We start from the raw sequence: 21,539 nt of genomic DNA on the forward strand, positions 1-21,539 counted from the left end.
CGCCGGCCAGGCTGTGTAGTGTAGCTGCACTTGAAGCTGCTTAGCACTCCATTCGGGCCAGAGCACTTGCCCTACCGACGGGCGCGTGCGACGCGCCCCTACCGCCGTATTTGCACCAGCTGGGTTTTGAGCCTGTCGCCGGGCTGGAGCTGAAGCAGCTCGCGCAGCTCGGCGCGGGTGTAGCCAATGGTCACGGCGCTGGGCCGGAAGTCGGGTTGGGTGAGGTCGGCGTCGGCGGACGGGGCTTCCTTACTGGCCGGGTGCAGGTAGGCACTGTCGGGCGTGACGCGGAACAGGTGGTAGAAGAAGTAGCGCGTGGCGGTGGTATCGTCCTGGGGGCGGAAACGCACCACGTACACGTCGCCCACTTGCGGGTTGGCTACTTGTTCTTCGAGATTCTCGGCGCGGGAACAGCCGGCCAGCAGTAGGGCCAGGCACAAGGTCTTTTTCATGCGGGCAAGGTACGCAAGCCGGGGTGGCAGAAGCACCCGCCGGCCCCAACCGCCCACAAAAAAGCGGCCCGCAGAATCTGCGGGCCGCTGTAGCTGCGCCTATAGCTGGAGAAGTATTCGAGCACCAAGTCTACCACACTTTGGCGCGGTCGGCCTGGGCGCGCACCATTTTGGCGTCTTCCTTGCAGCCGAAGGCTTCGTAGAACTGGGGCATGTTCATCAGGGGGCCGCTGGTGCGGTACTGGGCCGGGGAGTGCGGGTCGGTCAGGACTTGCTGGCGCAGATACTCGGGGCGGGCGTTAGTGCGCCAAATCTGGGCCCAGGCCAGGAAGAAGCGCTGCTCCGGCGTGAAACCATCGTACTTGGGGCGCGGAGCCGCGCCGTATTTCTTTTGCAGCTGCTTTTGCAGGGCCGAGTAGGCAATGCTCAGGCCACCGAGGTCGGCCAGGTTTTCGCCCATGGTCAGCTTGCCGTTCACGTACACCGAGTCCAGGGGCGAAAAGGCCGAGTATTGCTTGCCCACCATGTCGGCCCGCTGCTCAAACTTCTGAGCGTCTTCCTTGGTCCACCAGTCGCGCAGGTTGCCCTGGGCGTCGTACTGCCGGCCCTGGTCGTCGAAGCCATGGGTGATTTCGTGGCCGATGACGGCGCCCATGCCGCCGTAGTTTACCGCGTCGTCGGCCTTGGGGTCGAAGAAGGGGGGCTGCATGATGCCGGCCGGAAACACGATTTCGTTCATGCTGGGGTTGTAGTAGGCATTCACCGTGGGCGGGGTCATGCCCCACTCCTGCCGGTCAATCGGCTTGCCCAGCTTGCTGATATTGTCACGATACGCCCATTCGCGGGCGGCCAGCACGTTTTTCAGGTAGGACTCCCGCGAAATCTGCAAGGCCGAGTAGTCTTTCCACTTGTCGGGGTAGCCTATTTTTACCGTGAAGGCGTTCAGCTTCTTCATGGCCTCCTGCTTGGTGGCGTCGCTCATCCAGTCGAGTTGCTGGATATGCTCGCCCATAGCCTCCTTGATGTTGGCCACCATCTCCAGGGCCTTCTGCTTAGCCTCGGGCGTGAAGGCTTTTTCCACGTACACCTGCCCGAAGGCCTCGCCCAGGGCCGCGTCCGTCGAGCGCAGCATGCGCTTCCAGCGGGGCTGCTGCTTTTTGGCACCGGTCAGTACCTGCGAGAAGCGAAAGGCCTCGTCGCCGAACGCCTTGGGCAGGGCCTGCGTCACCGACGACACTGTGTGCCAGCGCAGATAGGTTTTCTGGTCGGCCAGGGGCTCCGTCTTGAACATGGTGTTCACTTCCTTCAGGAACTCCGGCTGGCCCACAATAACGGTGGTAGCCTGGCCCAGCCCGGCCTGCTTCAGCCCTTGCGGCAAGCCAAGGTTGGGGTAGTTCTTACCCAGCTGAGCCACGGTAATCTTGTTGTAGTTGGCGTTGGGGTCGCGCAAGGCCACGCGGGTACGGCTGGCTTTGGCCAGGCGGGTTTCCAGGCGCAGCACCGTGGCGGCGTTCTTCTGGGCCGCGGCCTCCGAGTCGCCGAGCAGCTTGAAGGTGTTCACCAGGTAGGTTTGGTAGGCTGCCCGGATGGCTTTGGAGCGCGGGTCGTCCTTGAGGTAGTAGTCCCGGTCGGGCAGGCTCAGGCCGCCCTGGAACATCTGCACGGCGTATTCGTCGCTCTTCTTATCGTCCTGGCCCACGTACATGCCAAACCAGGAGCCGCCGGTGTGGGCTTTGGGGTCGAATTGCAGACGCTGCAGGTCGGCCAGGGTTTTGGCCGCCGCAATCCGGTCCAGATACGGCTTCACGTACTTCAGGCCCGCCGCCTCAATGGCCGCCGAGTCCATGGCCGAGGCGTAGAAGTCGCCCACCTTTTGCAGGTTGGAGCCTTTGGCAGCCGAGGTGTTGGCGGCGGCTTCGTCCAGAATCTGCCGCATTACGGCGTTGTTCTTGTCGCCCAGCTCGTTGAACGAGCCCCAACGCACCTCGGCGGCCGGCACGGGGTTGTTCTTCAGCCAGTTGCCGCTGGCATAGTGAAAAAAGTCGTCGCACGGATTAACGGACAGGTCAACGTTGGCTACGTTCAGCCCCACGCCCTTAGGGTCGGCGGCCGGGGCCGGAGTGGCGGCGGGGGCCGTGGTGGTACTGGCCGCCGTGGTAGCCGGGGTGCTGCTGGCACAGCCAGCCAGGGCCAAGCCCGTAGCTGCTACCGCCAGCAACGTCAAGTGGTTGCGTTTTTTCATAATGTAAGGAAAAGGGTGGGTTAGCGAATGTCTGAAACAAGGTAGCCATTCCTGGCCACGCGGTTTGCGGAACGCAAAGACGAGCTGCCGCCGTTGGGCGTTGCATGTGGTGATGGGGTGACAGGTAACAAGTGACAGGGGACAGGAGGAACGTCATGCTGAGCGGAGGAGCAGGCGTAGTCGAAGCATTTCTCCCGCTTCGTTGTGGTGCTATCGTCATGCTGAGCTGGCCGAAGCATCTCTGCCGCTTCGTTTACACGATTGAGATTAGCCTGCAGTAGAGATGCTTCGACTGCGGCTGCGCCTTCGCTCAGCATGACGTTCCTCCTGTCACCTGTCACTTGTCACCTGTTACCTGTCACCCCATCACCATTTCCTCTCTGCGTACCTTGCGCTTTGTATGCCGCCTCTCTACAACCGCCGCCCCGATGTAGGCCTTCGCGCCCAGCTGCCGCCGGCCGCGCTGCCACTCAGCGAGCTGCTGGCCCGCGTGCGCCAGAGCCTCACGGAGCGGTTTCCGGACTCCTACTGGGTGGTGGCTGAAATTGCCGACCTCACGCTGCCCCGCACCATCGGGGCCCACTGCTACCTCACCCTCACCGACCAGCACACCACCGGGCGCGGGGCCCAGCTGAAAGCCCAGGCGCGGGCCACCATTTGGAGCCAGCGGTACCAGCAGCTGGCGGCAGCTTTTGCCGAGCACACCGGCCTGGAGCTGCGCGCGGGGCTGAAAGTGATGCTGCGCGTGCAGGTGAAGTTTCACGAGCAGTTTGGCCTGAGCCTCGACGTGCTGGCCCTCGACCCCACCTACACCGTGGGCGACCTGGCCCGCCTGCGCCTGGAAACCCTGCGCCAGTTAGCCGCTCAGGACCTGCTGGAGCGCCAGAAACGCCTGACGTTGCCCATCGGGGTGCAGCGGGTGGCCGTTATTTCCTCGCCCACCGCCGCCGGCTGGCAGGACTTCGTGCAGCAGCTGCGCGAGGCGCCCTACGACTTCTCCCTCACCCTGTTTCCGGCCCTGATGCAGGGCGACGATGCCCCGGCCAGCATTCGGGCGGCCCTGGATGCCATCCGGCCCCGGCGCGGGGAGTTTGATGCCGTGGTCATTATCCGGGGCGGGGGTGCCAAAACCGACTTGCTGGCCTTCGACGACTACGGGCTGGCGGCGGCCGTGGGCTCGTTTCCGGTGCCCGTGCTAACCGGCATTGGGCACGAGCGGGACGAGGCCGTGGTGGACCTCACGGCCCACACAGCCCTGAAAACCCCGACGGCCGTGGCGGCTTTCCTGATTGAGCGCCTGGCCCGGCTGGAAGCGGCGCTGGAAGGTTACGGGGGCCGCATCCGGGAGCTGGCCCAGGTCCGCGTGCAGCACGAGGCCGCCCAGCTGCGCCGCCTGCTGCGGCGGGCCCACCTTTCGGCTCGGGAGCAACTCGATGTGGCTCGTGGCCTGCTGCACCAGCGCATTCGGGCGGCGGCGGCAGCGCCGCGCGGCCAGCTTCGCCAGCAGCAGCAGCAGCTCACGCGCCGCCGCCACCAGCTGCACCGGGCCGCCCGCACTGCCGTGCGGCACCACGAGCAGCAGCTGCGCCTGCGGGGCCGGGCCCTGGCCCGCCGCTTCCGGCGCCTGCACCGCCGCCGCCGCGAGCAGCTGCTGCGCCAGCGGTTTGCCTTGCAGCTGGCCGCCACTCGCCTGCTGCACCGCGCCGAGCTGCGCCTGGCCCGGCTGCCGGCCTCGCCCGCGCCCGGCACCGTGCGCCTGCTCACACCCAAGGGCCAACCCTTCGCCGTTGGGTCGCTGCGGCCGGGCCAGGAGGTGCTGCTGCGCCTGCCCGACGCCCTGGTGCCGGCCCGTATCGGCGGGCAATTGCCGCTGTTTATTCGCTAGCTTGTTTTTCTTCTCTACTGTTTATGCCACCCCAACACCTCACCTACCGCCAAGCCATCGAGGAGCTGGAAACCATTTTGCGCGCCCTCGAAACCGACGCCGTAGACGTGGACGACCTCACGGCCCGCGTGCAGCGCTCGGCTGAGCTGATTCGCCTCTGCAAGCAGAAGCTGCGCTCCGCTGAGTCGGCCATCGACCAGGTGTTTGACAATCTGGAGGAGGAAGAAGACGCCGATTTTGACGCTGAGGAGTAGCCAGCTACGCCTACCCCCGGAGGAAATCAGTCTTCTGGCCGTACATATTCTATTTCTATATCCCAGATTAGCCAGCAGCACGATGGCGGGTGAGCTAAGGCTTTGCGCTCTGTCGGGAGGTATGTTTATATTTGAAGATATCCATTCACTTCGTTTATATACCTCATGCCGCAGTCCTTATTCTCCACCTCATCGTTTGACCTGGCCCAGGCCAGCGACTGGACCCGTCGCTTTCGGGCCCAGAGTGACCATGACGTGAAAGGCCACGTGTTTAGCCGGGCCGACCTGGAAGCGGTGCTGGCTCAACCCGGCGCCGAAGGCATTCGTTTCTACTACGGCCGCGACGAGCAAAACCAGCCCCGCCTCGTGATGGTGGGCGTCGACGGCACCGACAACGACATTCTGCCGGCTCCTACGGTGTCAGCGGCCTCCATGGCCCTCGTGCCCACCTTGGGTTTCCAAAGCTTGCAGGACGACAGCCAGGACCCAGGCGGCATTGTGGGCCCCGGCAAAACCTGCCCGCCATTCTGTAGCTCTGATAACGTACTCAATAGCTAATCACCCTTCCCATGGGCTCGTCGTCTTGGCTGCTGATTGCTGATTACGTGGAGATAGCAGCCTATGGAAGCCTAAGCATTCCAACCCTGGTAGCACTAAGCCACTGGCGCCAGTTGTCGGCGCCGCTGCGGATGCTGGCCTGTGTGCCAGCGTACATGCTGCTGCTGTTTGTCCTGATGCGCCTTACCGCATACTTGGGCCAGCACAACATCTGGCTGGCGCATTTTTCGGCCATCGGCGAGTCGTTGCTTTACATTGGTACGTTTGCGCTGGCCCTGCCGCATTTGCGCCGGTGGGTGCCGCTTCTTATTGCCGGCTTTCTGGCCGCCGCCGCCCTCGACTCCTTTGTGCTGGAGGGCACTCACCAGTTGAACTCCTACACCATTGCGCTGGAAAGCTTCCTGGGGATTTTGCTGGTGCTGCTGTACTTCGAGCGGGAAATCAACACTCCCTCACGTGTTCTTCTGCTCGAGCGGCCCTTGATTGTGGCCAGCATCGGGATTGTGTTGTATCTGGCTGGTACAGTTACGGTTTACCTAATCAGCAACTCCTTTGTACTCGCTAATGACATCATGGGCATGACGTTGCTGTACTCCGTGAATAGCGTGCTGCTGCTGTTGCTGTCGGGCTTGTTCACGTATGCATTTCGGTTGGCTTCTCTAGCCCGGCCCTACTCTGCTTTTCCGGGCAAGTAAAATTTTGGGTATTTATAGCAGCTGCTCTATTCACTTAACACAACTATCTTGCTTATCTTATATATTTGACCAAACGTTCAGCCGAGCCCCGTTACAGTACATCGTTCCTACTTGCTCTTTGCGTCATGCGGCGGGCGGCAGTACCTGCCAGCTTCCGCCGAAACCCTCGGCAAAAGGTGCACACTCATATTGGTAGGCTCGCCCGGAGCTGTGTCGCGGCAGCTAGCCGACCGACTTTATTGATTGCCTGAGCTGGCCCGCTGGCTTTTTTGATTTCCATGCCCGACGCCCTGATCCCACTTATTCTGGTTACGCCCATCCTGCTCCTGCTGGCTCTGGGCATTGTGGCCTTTGTGGTGCGCTACCAGCGGCGCCTGCTCCAGCAGCAGCAGGAAATGCAGGCCATGCACGAGGCCGCCCAGCAGCAGGCTCTGGAAGCTGCCCTGCTGGCCCAGGAAGAGGAGCGCCGCCGCATTGCCGGCGACCTGCACGACGGCGTGGGCACCACCCTGGCCATCGTTAAGCTTCACCTCAACACCCTGGACCAGCCCACCCTCACTCAGGAAGCCACCGCCCTGCTCGACCAGGCCATCAGCGAAGTGCGGCGCATCTCCCGCAACTTGCTGCCCGCGGCCTTGCAGAAGTTCGGTTTGCCCTTCGCCCTGGAGGCCTTGTCGCGTACCATGCCCGACGACGGGCCCACGCAGGTAACCCTGACCCAGCACGGCAACCCCCGCCGCCTCGACCCGCAGTATGAGCTGATTGTGTACCGCGTAGTGCAAGAGTTGCTCGGCAACGGCCTGCGCCATGCCCACGCCACGCACATCAGCATTGAGGTAGAGTTTGGGCCCGACTATCTGGCCCTGCAATACACCGACGACGGCGTAGGCTTCGACCCCACACTTTCGGAGCAGCAGCCGGCGCCGGGGGTGCGTACCGGTCTAGGCCTGACCAACTTACGCAGCCGCGTTGGCGTACTACGGGGCACGCTGAGACATGAATCGGCGCCGGGCCAGGGCACTCAGGTTTGGATTTCGCTCCCCATCCCGTACTTAACCAAGCATCACCCCGTTGCCGCTCCCACACTATGACCAACACACCCACTATTCGCCTGGCCGTCGTCGATGACCATATCCTATTTCGCAAAGGGTTGCGTGCCCTAATCAGCGGCTTCTCCGGAATGGAAGCCCTCTTTGAGGCCGGCGACGGCCAGGAGCTGCTGGAGCACCTCGACCAGGGCCGTGTGCCCGATGTGGTGCTGATGGACTTGCAGATGCCCGTGCTCGACGGCCTGCAAACCGTGCGGCTGCTGCGGGCCCAGTACCCGCACGTGCGCGTCATTATCATTTCGATGCACGACGAGCCCGAACTGATTGACTCGCTACGGGCCGAGGGCGCCCACGGCTACCTGCTCAAAAACGCCAGCCCCGAAGAAGTGCGCGGCGCCATCCTAACCGTCATGAACCAGCACCCGCCAACTTCGCGGCCGCCGCTGACGGTTTCGTTCTACCTTTAGCCTCCTTTCCAATCCCCGTTCCCTTGCCCGCGCCAGCCTTGTGTCGTTACCGACGCAGGGCTGGTTTTTTTGGGTGGGCATCGGTAAGGCTCCCGGCAGAATGGTCGGACCTCCTCAGCCGCATAGCAGCCTATAGGTTTACAGAACAAACCGCACCTGGGAGTACCGCGCTGCATAGCGGTGCCGAAGACGCGCCCGTGCAACTCCGATACCTCTCTGGCACTGCTACGCGGCGCCGACCGGCTACAGCATGGCTTTGCTACAAAGCTTCGGGCTTACTATGCGGCTGAGGTGATACACTATAATAGTGGGTCAGATTAGCTCTTTGCTGGGGTTCCAGAACAGCTTGTCGAAGTCTACCACCTGGTCGTCGACTACGCGCACCCCTTCGGCTTCCAGGGCTTCCTGCATGGCGGTGGGGGTGGCGAAGTGGTGGCGGCCCGTGAGCAAGCCGTTGCGGTTGACGACGCGCTGGGCCGGGATGTCGTCGAGGCCGTGGGCGGGGACGGCGGCAATCAGGGCGTAGCCGACCATGCGGGCTCCGTGCCGGGCACCCAGGTAGTGGGCAATGGCGCCGTAGGTGCTCACCCGGCCCCGCGGAATCAGCCGTACTACCTCGTGTACATCCTGAAAAAACGTGGGCGCCGCCCCGGAAGAACGAGAAGCAGTGGTCATGCCGGCCAAGATACGCAACCGGGTCAGCACGCCCAAAAACAAGCTCAGCGGTAGAAAAAGCGCATTTTTTATACCAACCTCCCGTCAGCTCCTACCGTATGGTAACCCAGGCCGCCTGTGCTGGACGGCCTTACCCTTTCTTCCTGAGTAAACCACTAACCACCTAACACTATGTTCGACAAACTTGAAACCTTGGATGACCTGTTTGAAATGCAACTCAAGGACCTGTACAGCGCCGAGAATCAGCTGGTAAAGGCCCTGCCCAAAATGGCCAGCGCCGCCAAAGATGCTCGTTTGCGCCAGGGCTTCGAGAAGCACTTGCAGGAAACCCAAAACCAGGTAGCCCGCCTGGAGCAGATTGGTCAGGCGCTTAACCTCGACCTGGGTGGCCACACCTGCAAAGCCATGGAAGGCCTGATTGCCGAAGGCCAGGAAACCATGTCGGAGCGCGCCACCGATGAGGTAATGGACGCCGCCCTGATTGCCGCTTCCCAGCGCATCGAGCACTACGAAATTTCGGGCTACGGCACGGCCGCCCACTTTGCCGAGCGCTTGGGCTACGACGAAGCCGCCAACCTGCTACGCCAGACGCTGGAAGAGGAGCAGCTGACCGACACCAAGCTAAACGACCTGGCCAAGAGCTACATCAACCAGAAAGCCATGTAAGCTCTCTGCTTCTACCTGAAAAAAGCCTGCAACCCGCAGGCTTTTTTTGTGTCTTACCCGCATCCTTTTGAGGCTTTACTGCCTGGGCTCGAACTACACTTTGGTTTCACGCGTTGGAACTGATTGCGTTCTGCCGTTTGGCGAGGGTGCCGCTAGTTTACTTTTTACATGCAAACGCAAGAACGAGAAGAAGTTCTCATACCCGAAGACACTCCTTCCGCCCGGTCTTCCTCGGCTGGGCGCCGGTTGTTGTGGCTTTTAGTGGCCGCGGCCGTGGTGGCGGGTCTGGTATTCGTGAAGATGAAATACTTCCCTTCGCCATCGGCCGAGGGCAAAGGCAGCAAAGGCGGGCCCGCCGGAGGGCGGGGGGCCGGTGGTTCGGGCGGGGCCGGCCCCGGTGGTGCTCAGCGCCTGCCGGTGCAGGTGTACGTGCTGCGGCCCACCAGCCTAGCCGACGAAGTAGCCGCTACGGGCTCGGTGCTGGCCGAAGAAGCAGTGATTATCCGCAGTGAAATTGCGGGCAAGATTACGTCCCTCAACATCCGGGAAGGGCAGCCGGTCCGCAAGGGCCAGCTGCTGCTCAGCATCAACGCCGATGAAATGCAGGCCGAGCTGCGCAAGCAGGAGTATAACATCAGGCTGTATCGGGAGCAGGAAAAGCGCCAGCGCACCCTGCTCGACAAGGAGTACATCAGCGCCCAGGAATACGAGCAGGCCCAGAACCAGCTGCTCACAGCCCAGGCCGACTTGCAGGCCCTGCGCGCCTCCCTGGCCAAGGCCTACGTGCGCGCCCCCTTCGACGGGGTGCTGGGCCTGACCACTGCCACAGTAGGCACCTACGTGAGCCCCGGCACCGATATCACCACCCTATCGAAGGTCAAGCCGGTGAAAATCAGCTTCTCCATTCCCAGCCGCTTCGCCAACCTGGTGCGCGTCGGCGACGAGGTGCGCATCACTGACGAAGCCACTAACCGCCAGTACGAAGCGCGGGTGTACGCCCTCGACCCGCAGATTGACCCCGTAAGCCGCACCCTGACCGTGCGGGCCCGCTATGCCAATGCCGCTAACGAGCTGCGGCCCGGCGCCTTCGTGCGCGTGAACCTCCAGCTGGGCGAAACCAGCCAGGCCCTGCAAGTGCCCACCGAAGCGGTAATCCCCGAAGCCAGCGGCTACAGCGTGTACACCGTGCGGGGCGGCAAGATGGTCCCGAAGAAAGTGAAAATCGGGGTGCGCTCCGAAAAGCTGATCCAAGTAACGGAGGGCCTGGCCGTGGGCGACTCCGTGATTCGCACCGGGATTCTCCAGGTGAAGCCCGGCGACGCTGTTAAGGTAATTAGTAATTAGGAATTAATAATTAATAATTGACGTGTTAGGCGGATAGCATGAGAGAAGACAACATAATTTTACAAAAAAGCTATGCTTTTGCTGTTAGAGTTGTTAAGCTAAGTCAGTTTTCGGTTAGGAAAAAACAAGCCTATCAATTAGCCGATCAAGTGCGCCGGAGCGGCACTAGCGGCACTTCGATTGGAGCCAACATGGAGGAAGCAGTAGGCGGCTTCTCTCGCAAAGACTTTATTGCCAAGTGTGGTATTGCCTATAAAGAAACCCGTGAAACGTATTATTGGCTTCGGCTGCTCCGTGACACTGAATATATAGATATTACCCAGGCTAATTCGCTTCTACAGGATTGCGAGGAGTTATTGAAAAATAATTACCGCTATTATTCGGTCATCTCGCGACGACTCCGCCAATTCTTAATTATTAATTTCTAATTACTAATTAAAGACGAAGCATGAGTCTTTCATCCACCAGCATCAACCGCCCGGTTTTGGCTATTGTGATGAGCCTGGTCATTGTCATTTTTGGCGTGATTGGGTTCCGCTCACTCAGCATCCGGGAGTACCCCAGCGTCGACCCGCCCATTATTACGGTGTCGGCCTCCTACACCGGCGCCTCGGCCGACGTGATTCAGAGCCAGGTGACGGAGCCGCTGGAGGAAGCCCTCAACGGCATTGCCGGCATCCGGAACCTGACCTCGAACTCGCGCGACGGCCGCTCCCAGATTACGGTGGAGTTCGACCTCGATGCCGACCTGGAAACGGCCGCCAACGACGTACGCGACAAGGTGTCGGGGGCCCAGGGGCGCCTGCCGCGCGACATCGACCCGCCCGTGGTGAGCAAGGCTAATGCTGACTCCCAGCCCATCGTGCTCAGCTACCTCAGCTCCTCGAAGCGCAACCTGCTGGAGCTGACCGACTATGCTAACAACGTGCTCAAGGAGCGCCTGCAAACCATTCCGGGCGTGTCGGAAATCCGGGTGTACGGGGAGCGGCGCTACTCCATGCGCCTGTGGCTGGACCCGGTGAAGCTCTCGGCCCTGGGCGTGAGCCCCGTAGATGTGCAGGCCGCCCTCACCCGCGAGAACGTGGAGCTGCCCAGCGGCTCGGTGCAGGGCGCGGCCACCCAGCTTACCCTGCGCACCATGGGCCGCCTGAGCACCGTGGAGGAATTCAACAACCTCATCATCCGCCGCGACGCCGCCTCCCTGGTGCGCCTCTCCGACGTGGGCTACGCCGAGCTGTACCCCGAAAACGACCAGACCATCTTCCGCGTCAACGGCATTCCGGGCGTGGCCCTGGCGGTTATTCCGCAGCCAGGCTCCAACCAGATTGACATTGCCGACGAGTTCAACAAGCGCCTGGAGCAGTACGGCAAAGACCTGCCCGCCGACCTGGAGCTGCGCCCGGCCATCGACAACTCCATCTTTATCCGCAACTCCATCAGCGAGGTGGAGCACACCATCATCGAGGCCTTCGTGCTGGTGGTGGTCATCATCTTCCTGTTTCTGCGCGACTGGCGCTCCACGCTGATTCCGGTGGTAGCCATTCCGGTGTCCTTGGTGGGTATTTTCTTCGTGATGTACCTGCTCGACTTCTCCATCAACGTGCTGACGCTGCTGGGCGTGGTGCTGGCCATTGGCCTGGTAGTAGACGACGCCATTGTGGTACTGGAAAATATCTACTCCCGCATTGAGGAGGGCGAAGACCCGCGCACGGCCGCCATCCACGGCTCCGAGGAAATCTTGATGGCCGTTATCAGCACGACCATTGTGCTGGCGGCCGTGTTTCTGCCGGTGGTGTTTCTGACGGGCATCACCGGGCGCCTGTTCCGGGAGTTTGGCATTGTGGTGGCGGGCTCGGTGTTGATTTCGGCCTTCGTCTCGCTCACGCTCACGCCCATGATGTGCTCCAAGCTGCTGAAGCGTCAGGAAACGCACAACTGGTTTTACCGCAAGACCGAGCCGTTTTTTGAGCGTATGATTGGCGGCTACCAGGACAGCCTTCAGACCTTTTTGCGCAACCGCTGGCTAGCCTGGGTGGTGGTGGCGGGCACGGGCGTGGGCATCTGGTACTTCGTGGGCGCTCTGCCCTCGGAGCTGGCCCCGGTGGAGGACCGCAGCCGCGTCAACGTGAATGCCACAGGGCCCGAGGGCGCTTCGTTTGAGTTCATGGACGAGTATATGGCCCAGGTAACCCAGTTAGTCCAGGACTCGGCCGGCCGGGATTTGAGCAGCGTGTTTACCGTGACGTCGCCGGGCTTCGGGGGTGGCGCCAACTCTGGTTTTGCGCGGGTGCTGCTCAAGCCCGCCGATGAGCGGCCCCGCACCCAGGACCAGGTAGCCACCAGCCTCACGGCCGGCGTGAAGCGGCTCACGGCCGCCCGTACCTCTGTTAGCCAGGACCAGAGTATCGGCTCGGGCGGGGGCGGGCTGCCGGTGCAGTTTGTGGTGCAGACCCAGGACTTCGACAAGCTGCGCACGGCCGTGCCCAAGTTTCTGGAAGCTGCGCGCCAGGACCCCACGTTTCAGTTCGTGGACGTGAACTTGAAGTTCAACAAGCCCGAGCTGCGCATCAACATCGACCGGGAGAAGGCCCAGAGCCTGGGCGTAAGCGTGCAGAGCATCAGCCAGACCCTGCAAGCCGGCCTGAGCGGGCAGCGCTACGGTTACTTTATCCGGGGTGGCAAGCAGTACCAGATTATCGGGCAGGTGGCCCGCGAGGACCGGGACCAGCCCCTGGACGTGCGCCTGCTGTCGGTGAAGAATGCCAACGGGGAGCTGGTGCAGCTCGACAACGTGATTCGGCTGACCGAAAGCAGCACCCCGCCCCAGCTCTACCGCTTCAACCGCTACAACTCGGCCACTTTCTCGGCGGCGCTGGCGCCCGGCCGCACGCTTGGCGACGGTATTGCCGCTATGCAGGCCATTGCCGATAAGCAGCTCGACGACACCTTCTCCACGGAGCTGGCCGGCGCCTCCCGCGACTTCCAGGAAAGCTCCTCGTCCCTGCTGTTTGCCTTTGGCCTGGCCCTGGTCTTGATTTACTTGGTGCTGGCGGCCCAGTTCGAGAGCTTCCGCGACCCGGTGATTATCATGGTGACGGTGCCGCTGGCCTTGTCGGGCGCGTTGCTCAGCCTGTGGTACTTCAACCAGACGCTTAACCTGTTCTCGCAAATCGGCATCATCATGCTGGTGGGGCTGGTGACGAAGAACGGCATCCTCATCGTGGAATTTGCCAACCAGCGCGTAGAGCACGGCGTGGACTACATGACCGGCCTCATTGAAGGCGCTACGGCCCGCTTCCGCCCCATCCTGATGACTTCGCTCTGCGCCATCCTCGGCATTCTGCCTATTGCCATAGCTACCGGCGCGGGCGCCCTGAGCCGCCGGGCCATGGGCATCGGCGTGGTGGGCGGCCTGCTGTTTGCCACGGCTCTGACCCTGTACGTGGTGCCGGTGATGTACTCCTACTTCGCTACGGCCAAGAAGCACAGTGGCAAGGCCGTAGCCAGGAAGGCAGTGGCGTAGCCCTATCCTCCCGTTGACCCCACCCCAACCCCTCCCCAAAAGAGAGGGGCTCTAGTTCTAGTCTTAGTCTACTTAAACCACCTCCCAGTCATTCCTGACCTCTTGCTATCAGGAGGAAATTAACTCCAGGTTCTAACCTAGAAAACTAGCTCTAGAACTAGAGCCCCTCCCTTTTGGGGAGGGGTTGGGGTGGGGTCAACGGGAGGTCCTACTTGCAATGCGCCGTAACCTCTTCCTTTTTTTCTGCCTGCTTCCCCTCACGCTTCGGGCCCAACAGCCTACGGCCAAGCCGCAGTCGAAACCCCAGCTGGAGAAGCCGGCGACGGTGGCGCCCGCACCGCCGCTGACGCTGGAGGACGCCATCCGGCTGGGACTGGAAAACAACTACGGCATCCGGCTGGCGCGGCGCGACGAGCAGATTGCCGACAATAACGTGACCCGCGGCAACGCCGGGCAATTGCCCCAGCTGAACGGCAACTTCACCCGCACCTTCAACCGCAACAACGTGCGCCAGCAGCTGGGCACCCAGGACCCGCGCATCGCCAACGGAGCCCAGTCCAACCTGTTCAACACCAACGTGGCCCTGAACTGGACGGTGTTTGATGGGCTGGGCATGTTCATTGCCTACGACCGGCTGGAGGCCCTGCGCAGCCAGCAGCGCCAGGTGACCCGCGCCACCGTGCAGCAAACCGTGGCCGACATCACCGACGCCTACTATGCCGTGGTGCGCGAAGCTGGCCGTACCCGCTCTTTTGAGGAGGCCCTGACCATCGGCCAGCAGCGCATCGACCTGACCCAGGCCCGCGTGGACGTGGGGCTGAGCGCCAAGGTGGAGGTGCTGACGGCCCGCGTGGACTTCAACGCCGACCGTTCGGCCCTGATTCAGCAGCAGGAGGCCCTGGCTTCGGCCAAGATTCAGTTGAACACCCTGCTGGGCCGCACCCCGCGCATCGACTTCCAGCCTACCGACTCCATTGTGGTAGCCCGCTCCCTCGACCTGGGCGTGGTGGCCGAGCAGCTGCGCCAGCAGAACCCGCGCCTTCAGCAGGCCCGCCTGGGCATCGACGTGGCCACCTATGACCGGCGCCTGGTGCGCGCCTCCCGCTTCCCGCAAATAGGGCTGACCACGGGCTACGGCCTCAACCGCAACATCAACGGCGCGGCCTTTTTCGGGACCCAGCTGGCTACCAACGTCAGCCGCGTGTATGGCCTCAACTATGGTGTGGTGGCCTCGGTGCCTATTTTCGACGGCTTCAACCGGCGGCGCCTGGAGCAAAACGCCCGCGTGGCCGAGGAGCAGAGCCGCCTGAGCCTGGAGCAAACCCAGCTGCAGCTCGACGCGGAGCTGGAGCAGGCCTACGTGCAGTACCGCAACCGCCTGCAACTGCTGGAGCTGGAGGAAGACAACATCCTGCTGACCCGCCAGAATGTGGCCATTGCCCTGGAGCGCTACCGCCTGGGCCTGCTCACACCCCTGGTGCTGCGCGAGGCCCAGCGCACCCAGCTCGACGCCGAAATTCGCCTGCTCGACATCCGCTTCCAGGCCAAGCAGGCCGAAACCGTGCTGCGCCGCCTCAGCGGCGAGCTGGTGCAGGAAGTCGGGCAGTAACCCCTCCTCCCGTAGCCGCTTGGGCGCAGCATTCTACGCAGACAGGAGCTTGACGATTTTCGCCTTGCGGCCCTGCTGCGGCTTGCGCTTCCGGAACAACCACTGCTAGGCTAGTAGTCCGTTAGAATTCCTCTTCGAGCAATACCGCCAGCTCACGGCCCCCTGCCGCCAGATGCCCGGCCCACGGGCTGACGCGGGAGCCGGCGCAGCCCCTGACCTTGCGCGGGGCCTTGCTGGTACTGGCCCTGCCCCTATTTTTACCGCGTGAATGACCCTGCTCCCCTTCTCATCCAGTACCGCTCGGACCTGCACCTGCTCATTGGCCGCTGGCTCGACACGGCAACGTCGGAGCACTTGCAAGCCGGCTACCGCAGCCTCCTGGAAGCTGCCCAGCAGCACGGCAGCCACCGCTGGCTGATTGACGTGCGGCGGCGGCCCATTCCCACGCCCGAGCAGGCCCGCTGGATAACCCACGAATGGCTACCCCAGCTGGCTGCGGCCGTAGCTCCCCAACGCCTGCGCTTGGCTTATCTGCTCTCGCCCGCTTACGAGCAGAGCCTGAGCAGCAACCCCGCCATCCAGCCCAGCGTGCAAGCCGCCTTCGCCCCCGACCGTCCCTACGACCTGTCCACCTTCATCGACGAAGGCACCGCCATGGCCTGGCTTACGGAGTGAGGCGCGAACCGGCGGATTGAATACGCAGACGGCGCAGCTGGCGGCTCCATGGCACTGGGCGTGTCTACCTTGCGGCTACCTTGTCTTGGCGGTTCGCAGTTGGTGCAGGGCCTCCTGGGTTTGCTGGTACTTTTTCTTTTCTTCCTCATCCACCGGGGCGGCGCGGGAGCTGTCGAAAAAGGAAAGCAAGTGCTGCTGCTGAGCCGGTGTCAGGTACTCAAATTTTTTGTCGGCCAACTTGCGTAGCCACTCTCCGTAGGTTTCATCGGTGAGGGCGTACTCGCCCAGCTTGGTAGGCTGGCCGGTGTCGAAGTCGGTATTGGGCAGGCGAGGACCCGGAGTGGTGACGGCACGGGGTTCCTGGCTGGCCAGACGGCGGTAGTTCTGCATCACGGAGCTGAAACTGGCCTTGAACAGCTCCTGAGCTTCGGGCGTGGGCAGGGTGAAGGCAAACGGCTTAAGCGGCCCGATTTTGGGCAGCACGCGCACCACGTATGACAGCATCCGGGCCCCCGTGCCGGGATGCTCGTAGGTGGTGCCGAACTCCCGGCGGTAAGCCCGCTCACTCTGCCGGTACACGTACTCGCGCCGCCGGGCGCGGGGGCTCAGGCGACGGATTTCCTTTCGCTGACTTTGCCAAGCGGCCCGACTGGCAATGGGAATGAGGCTGCGCACGGCAAACCGAAATGAGCCGATGGCCAGGTCCACATTGAACACCACTTGTCCCAGCTCCAGGCCGTAAGTTTTCAGAAACGCCCGCTCCAGTACCGGCTTGCTCACCTCAAACCCAATGAAGCGCTGGTAGTCGCTGCTGCGGTAGCGCCCGGCCGCCACCTGCACCACGTCGAAGGCAAACTCCAGCTGGGTGTGCTGCACGGGAGCTTGCTCGTAGGTGATGCTGGGCCCAAACCTGGCTCCCAGCTCGGGGTACACCGAAGGCATGGCGCGGTTGGTGCCCTCGGGGTGGCCGCTGATGTCAGCGGCGTAGTGGGCCAGGGCGCCCAGGGCAAAGGCATACTCGTTGCGGTCCTGGGCCTCGTCGAGCAGGGCGCGCACGAAGTCACCGGAGCGCACGTAATGGGTCAGGTTGGTAAACAGTTCGGAGCCAAAGGGGTAGTAGCCCATGTCTTGCAGAATGGAGCCGCCGTAGGCGTAGCTTTTGGCCGTGTTGAGCTGGTCGTCGGTGGCGCCGGGGTAGCGCCCTTGCAGCAGGGGCACTAGGCTGCGTTGCCACGCCGAGTCGATGTTGGCCTGGTGCGTGAGCACGGAGTAGGCAGCGGCCGGGCGCGAGCTCAGCCACAACAGAGCCGCCACGCACCCTATCATCCACTTCATCATGCGTGGAAAAAGATAGGTCAAGAGAAATGCCGACGTGATGCCGCCGGTTGGCTTTTGGTCGTTTAACGAGGTCGTGGGCAAGATGGCTGTGCGCAGTTCGCTCAACGCCACCCGACTGTCGATGAGGGAGAGCCAGAGGCCGGCGAAGCTATTCTCCTGGGCCCCACCCCCAGCCCACCAACCACCCGTATCGTCTATCTTTACCGACATGAAATCCGTGGCGGCTTTCTTGCTGGGAGTGTGGATGCTGCTCGGGAGCATGGTGCCCCGGCACGACTTAACGGAGCTGAGCAAGCTGCCTCAACTGCTGGACCACTACCGCTACCACCGCAGCCTGGCCGCCGGCCGCCTGTCGATGCTGGAGTTTCTGGCCCTGCACTACGGCCCCCAAGGCCCCGGCCACCGCCGCCGTCCCGCCTCCGCCCGCGACGCCCAAGACCACCATCACCTCCCGCTGGAGCATCACCACCACGACTGCCTACTGGTGAGCTTCGTGCTGCCCGCCGGCCGCCTAGCCCTGCCTCCGCGCCTCCTGCCCTGGCCCGCGCCCACCTACCGCCCGGTCCCCGGCACCCTCTACACGTTCAGTGTCAGCTCCCCGCTGCCGCCGCCGCCGCGGGTGTAGCCCTAGCCCAACCCCGGTTCTAGTTCTAGTTGCCTCACCCCCAACCCCCTCTCCGGGGGAGAGGGGGCTCTAGTTCTAGTTTGTAGCTTGTTAGACTAGTTCCCCTCCTTGTCAGCTGTCGCGCATCAAGCATTGCGTATTAAGCAATATGGGCTAAGGGTGGTTGACGACCGGCAGCACAGGGCTACAAACTAGAACTAGTCCCCCCTCTCCCCCGGAGAGGGGGCTAGGGGGTGAGGCACCCCGGCAACCCACACACATTATCAAACCACCCCAGGACTAGCCCTAAAAAACTAGAGAGCTAGTTCCCCCTCTCTTTTGGAGAGGGGGCTAGGGGGTGAGGTCCTTTTTCCCTTATGCTTGCACAGATTATTGCGGCCAGCATCCGCAACAAGCTGCTGGTGGCCCTGCTGGTGCTGGGCCTGGTGGGCTGGGGCGGCTACGCGGCCGTGCACCTGCCCCTGGATGCCATTCCCGACGTCACCAACAACCAGGTGCAGGTTATTACTCAGGCCCCGGCCCTGGCGGCCCAGGAGGTGGAGCAGCTGCTCACCGTGCCCCTGGAGCTGAGCTTGCGCACCGTGCCGGGCGTCACGGAAATCCGCTCCACGTCGCGCTTTGGGCTGTCGGTGATTACCGTGGTGTTCGACGACGATATTCCCACTCTGCACACCCGGCAGCTGGTGGCCGAAAAGCTGCGCACCGCCGAAGCCGACCTCGGCCCCGGCCTGGGCCGCCCCGAAATGGCGCCCATCACCACCGGCCTGGGCGAAATCTACCAGTACACGCTGGCCGTGCAGCCCGCCTACGCCGGGCGCTACTCCCTGGCCCGCCTGCGCGAGGTGCAGGACTGGCTGGTGAAGCGCCAGCTGGCGGGCGTGCCGGGCGTGGTGGACGTGAGCAGCTTCGGGGGCTATGTGCGCCAGTACGAGGTGAGCGTGAACCCCGAGCAGCTAAGCGCCAGCGGGGTGAGCATGGCCGAGCTGTACGCGGCCCTGGAAGCCGGCAACGCCAACACCGGCGGCTCCTATCTGGAGCGGGGCCCCAACGCCTACTTTATCCGGGGCGAGGGCCGGGCCGCTACCTTGCAGGACGTGGGCAGCATGGTGGTGAAGCACACGCCCGGCGGCACGCCCCTGCTGGTGCGCGACGTGGCCACCGTGCGCTTCGGGCACGCCGTGCGCTACGGGGCCATGACCCAGAACGGCCGCGGCGAGGTGGTGGGCGGCATCGTGCTCATGCTCAAAGGCGCCTCCTCGGAGCAGACCATCCGGGCCGTGAAGCAGCGGGTGCAGGAAATCAACCGCCAGCTGCCGCCCGGCCTGGAGGTACGCCCCTTCCTCGACCGCACCAAGCTCATCGATAAAGCCATTCGCACGGTAAGCGAGAACCTGCTGGAGGGCGGGCTGATTGTGGTGCTGGTGCTGCTGGTGCTACTCGGCAACTGGCGGGCCGGGCTGGTGGTGGCCTCCATGATTCCGCTGTGCATGCTGTTTGCCCTGGGGCTGATGCACACGTTTGAGGTGTCGGCCAACCTGATGAGCCTGGGCGCCCTCGACTTCGGGCTGCTAGTGGATGGGGCCGTGATTATTGTGGAGGCCATGATTTTCCACCTCGTGCACCTGCGGGCTCAGGCCGCGCAGGAAACCATGGATGAGGTAGCCCACTCGGCCGCCACCCGCATGATGCGCTCCGCCTTGTTCGGGCAGCTCATCATCCTGATAGTGTACCTGCCCATTCTGGCTCTCACTGGCATTGAGGGCAAGATGTTCCGGCCCATGGCCCTGACCGTGAGCTTCGCCATTGTGGGGGCCATGCTCTTGTGCCTCACCTACGTGCCGGCCGTGGCCGCCTGGGCGTTGCGCAAAGACCTCAAAGAGGAAGGCACCCTGGCCGACCGGCTGATGCGCCGCCTGTACGGCCTCTACGCCCCCGTGCTGGGCGGGGCCCTGCGGCGGCGCGGCCTGGTGGTGGGCCTGGCCCTGGGCCTGCTGGCCCTGGCCGGCGGATTGTTTGCCCGCCTGGGCGGCGAGTTTGTGCCCCAGCTCGACGAGGGCGACTTTGCCATGTACCTGGGCCTGCGGCCGGGCTCCTCGCTCAGCCAAACCATTCAGACTACCACCCAAGTGCAGCAGCGCCTGCTGAAGCAGTTTCCTGAGGTGGTGCAAGTGGTGGGCAAAATCGGCACTTCTGAAATTCCCACCGACCCCATGAGCCTGGAAGACGCCGACCTGATTATTGTGCTCAAAGACCAGCGCGAGTGGACCTCGGCCGGCTCGCGCGAGGAGCTGGCCTCCCGCATGAGCGAGGCCCTTTCTGACGTGCCCGGCGTAAACCTGGAATTTCAGCAGCCCATTCAAATGCGCTTCAACGAGCTGATTTCAGGAGTAAAATCCGATATCAGCATCAAGATTTACGGCGACGACCTGGACCTGCTCTACGAAAAGGCCAACGAAGCCGCGGCCCTTATTCGCCCCCTGGCCGGGGTGGGCGACCTGCGCGTGGAGCAGATTGCGGCCCTGCCCCAGCTGCGCGTGACGTATAACCGCGCCAAGCTGGCCCAGTACGGCCTGCGCGTCGAGGACGTGAACACCCTGCTGCGGGCCTCGTTTGCGGGCGAAGTGGCCGGGCAGGTGTACGAAGGCGAGCGGCGCTTCGACCTAGTGGTGCGCCTCGACAGCCTGCACCGCCGCGGCCTTCAGGACCTGCGCCGCCTGTACGTGGACGGGCCGGGCGGCCAGAAAATCCCCCTGGAGGAAGTGGCCGCCGTGGACTACCGCAACGCCCCCGTGCAGGTGTCGCGCGACGATGCCCGCCGCCGCATCAACATCGGCGTGAACGTGCGCCAGCGCGACGTGGAAAGCCTGGTGGCCGACATCCAGCAGCAGCTCACGGCCCGCCTGCGCCTGCCCCCCGGCTACGAGGTGCGCTACGGCGGGCAGTTCGAGAACCTCCAGCAAGCCAAAAGTCGCCTGGCCGTGGCCGTGCCGGTGGCCCTGGCCCTGATTTTCGCCCTGCTCTTTCTGTCGTTTCGGTCGGTGAAGCAGGCTTTGCTCATCTTCACGGGCATCCCGCTGGCGGCCATCGGGGGCGTGCTGGCCTTGTGGCTGCGCGACATGCCGTTCAGCATCTCGGCGGGCGTGGGCTTCATTGCCCTGTTTGGGGTGGCCGTGCTCAACGGCATCGTGCTGGTGGCCAGCCTTAATGAGCTGGCCCTTTTGGGCGTTGAGGATGTGCACGAGCGGGCCCGCCGCGCCACCGCCGAGCGGTTTCGGCCAGTGCTGCTGACGGCAGCGGTGGCCTCGCTGGGCTTCTTACCCATGGCCCTGAGCACCTCGGCCGGCGCCGAGGTGCAGAAGCCTCTGGCCACTGTCGTCGTGGGCGGGCTGATTTCCGCCACCCTGCTCACGCTGGTCGTGTTGCCCGTACTCTACACGCTGGTAACGAAAGATGGTGAGCTGGCTGGTAGTGAGTAAAGGCAC

At 63.2% G+C, this 21,539-nt stretch carries 18 protein-coding genes; 14 read left to right on the forward strand and 4 right to left on the reverse strand.

The annotated features are described in order from the left end of the window. Positions 1-98: 98 nt before the first annotated feature. Complete coding sequence (locus OIS53_RS09575; protein ID WP_264682178.1) at positions 99-452, reverse strand: hypothetical protein; 354 nt, start codon at positions 450-452, stop codon at positions 99-101. Between the two features lie 130 nt (positions 453-582). Next, complete coding sequence (locus tag OIS53_RS09580; RefSeq protein ID WP_264682179.1) at positions 583-2,694, reverse strand: M13 family metallopeptidase; 2,112 nt, start codon at positions 2,692-2,694, stop codon at positions 583-585. 400 nt (positions 2,695-3,094) lie between these two features. Between OIS53_RS09580 and xseA the strand changes: the two genes are divergently transcribed. The 6 genes from xseA (at position 3,095) to OIS53_RS09610 (ending at position 7,602) form a co-directional block, all read left to right on the forward strand. After that, on the forward strand, positions 3,095-4,579 hold the full coding sequence (gene xseA / locus OIS53_RS09585) for an exodeoxyribonuclease VII large subunit (protein ID WP_264682180.1): 1,485 nt from the start codon (positions 3,095-3,097) through the stop codon (positions 4,577-4,579). A gap of 23 nt (positions 4,580-4,602) precedes the next feature. Continuing rightward, positions 4,603-4,833 carry an exodeoxyribonuclease VII small subunit gene (gene xseB, locus OIS53_RS09590; protein WP_264682181.1) on the forward strand — a complete coding sequence of 77 codons (231 nt, stop codon included), beginning with the start codon at positions 4,603-4,605 and terminating at the stop codon, positions 4,831-4,833. 165 nt (positions 4,834-4,998) lie between these two features. After that, positions 4,999-5,391, forward strand: a complete 393-nt coding sequence (locus OIS53_RS09595; protein WP_264682182.1) for a hypothetical protein — start codon at positions 4,999-5,001, stop codon at positions 5,389-5,391. Positions 5,392-5,402: 11 nt separating this feature from the next. Then, positions 5,403-6,086, forward strand: a complete 684-nt coding sequence (locus tag OIS53_RS09600) for a hypothetical protein (protein WP_264682183.1) — start codon at positions 5,403-5,405, stop codon at positions 6,084-6,086. Positions 6,087-6,364: 278 nt separating this feature from the next. Further along, positions 6,365-7,177 carry a sensor histidine kinase gene (locus tag OIS53_RS09605; RefSeq protein ID WP_264682184.1) on the forward strand — a complete coding sequence of 271 codons (813 nt, stop codon included), beginning with the start codon at positions 6,365-6,367 and terminating at the stop codon, positions 7,175-7,177. After that, positions 7,174-7,602, forward strand: a complete 429-nt coding sequence (locus OIS53_RS09610) for a response regulator (protein WP_264682185.1) — start codon at positions 7,174-7,176, stop codon at positions 7,600-7,602. Before OIS53_RS09605 ends, OIS53_RS09610 begins: the two co-directional genes overlap by 4 nt. Before the next feature lie 312 nt (positions 7,603-7,914). Here OIS53_RS09610 and OIS53_RS09615 read toward each other — a convergent pair whose 3' ends face one another. After that, positions 7,915-8,277, reverse strand: a complete 363-nt coding sequence (locus tag OIS53_RS09615; RefSeq protein WP_264682186.1) for an MGMT family protein — start codon at positions 8,275-8,277, stop codon at positions 7,915-7,917. 171 nt (positions 8,278-8,448) lie between these two features. Here OIS53_RS09615 and OIS53_RS09620 point away from each other — a divergent pair, with 171 nt between their 5' ends. The 6 genes from OIS53_RS09620 (at position 8,449) to OIS53_RS09645 (ending at position 16,094) form a co-directional block, all read left to right on the forward strand. Next, a complete protein-coding gene (locus OIS53_RS09620; RefSeq protein ID WP_264682188.1) occupies positions 8,449-8,943 on the forward strand; it encodes a YciE/YciF ferroxidase family protein in 495 nt (164 codons plus the stop codon). Between the two features lie 246 nt (positions 8,944-9,189). Beyond that, the gene (locus tag OIS53_RS09625) at positions 9,190-10,287 is read left to right on the forward strand and encodes an efflux RND transporter periplasmic adaptor subunit (RefSeq protein WP_264682190.1); all 1,098 of its coding nucleotides are present in this window, start codon (positions 9,190-9,192) and stop codon (positions 10,285-10,287) included. 38 nt (positions 10,288-10,325) lie between these two features. Then, positions 10,326-10,715, forward strand: a complete 390-nt coding sequence (locus OIS53_RS09630; RefSeq protein ID WP_264682191.1) for a four helix bundle protein — start codon at positions 10,326-10,328, stop codon at positions 10,713-10,715. Positions 10,716-10,735: 20 nt separating this feature from the next. Beyond that, positions 10,736-13,810 carry an efflux RND transporter permease subunit gene (locus OIS53_RS09635; RefSeq protein ID WP_264682193.1) on the forward strand — a complete coding sequence of 1,025 codons (3,075 nt, stop codon included), beginning with the start codon at positions 10,736-10,738 and terminating at the stop codon, positions 13,808-13,810. 217 nt (positions 13,811-14,027) lie between these two features. After that, a complete protein-coding gene (locus tag OIS53_RS09640; RefSeq protein ID WP_264682194.1) occupies positions 14,028-15,419 on the forward strand; it encodes a TolC family protein in 1,392 nt (463 codons plus the stop codon). A gap of 264 nt (positions 15,420-15,683) precedes the next feature. Further along, positions 15,684-16,094 carry a hypothetical protein gene (locus tag OIS53_RS09645; protein WP_264682196.1) on the forward strand — a complete coding sequence of 137 codons (411 nt, stop codon included), beginning with the start codon at positions 15,684-15,686 and terminating at the stop codon, positions 16,092-16,094. A 75-nt stretch (positions 16,095-16,169) separates the two neighbouring features. Here OIS53_RS09645 and OIS53_RS09650 read toward each other — a convergent pair whose 3' ends face one another. After that, a complete protein-coding gene (locus tag OIS53_RS09650) occupies positions 16,170-17,642 on the reverse strand; it encodes a zinc dependent phospholipase C family protein (RefSeq protein ID WP_264682197.1) in 1,473 nt (490 codons plus the stop codon). Here OIS53_RS09650 and OIS53_RS09655 point away from each other — a divergent pair. Next, a complete protein-coding gene (locus OIS53_RS09655) occupies positions 17,641-18,057 on the forward strand; it encodes a hypothetical protein (protein ID WP_264682198.1) in 417 nt (138 codons plus the stop codon). The genes OIS53_RS09650 and OIS53_RS09655 overlap by 2 nt on opposite strands. A gap of 356 nt (positions 18,058-18,413) precedes the next feature. Beyond that, the gene (locus OIS53_RS09660; RefSeq protein ID WP_264682199.1) at positions 18,414-21,533 is read left to right on the forward strand and encodes an efflux RND transporter permease subunit; all 3,120 of its coding nucleotides are present in this window, start codon (positions 18,414-18,416) and stop codon (positions 21,531-21,533) included. Positions 21,534-21,539 lie beyond the last annotated feature (6 nt).

The organism is Hymenobacter sp. YIM 151500-1, from assembly GCF_025979885.1.
Lineage (GTDB): Bacteria > Bacteroidota > Bacteroidia > Cytophagales > Hymenobacteraceae > Hymenobacter.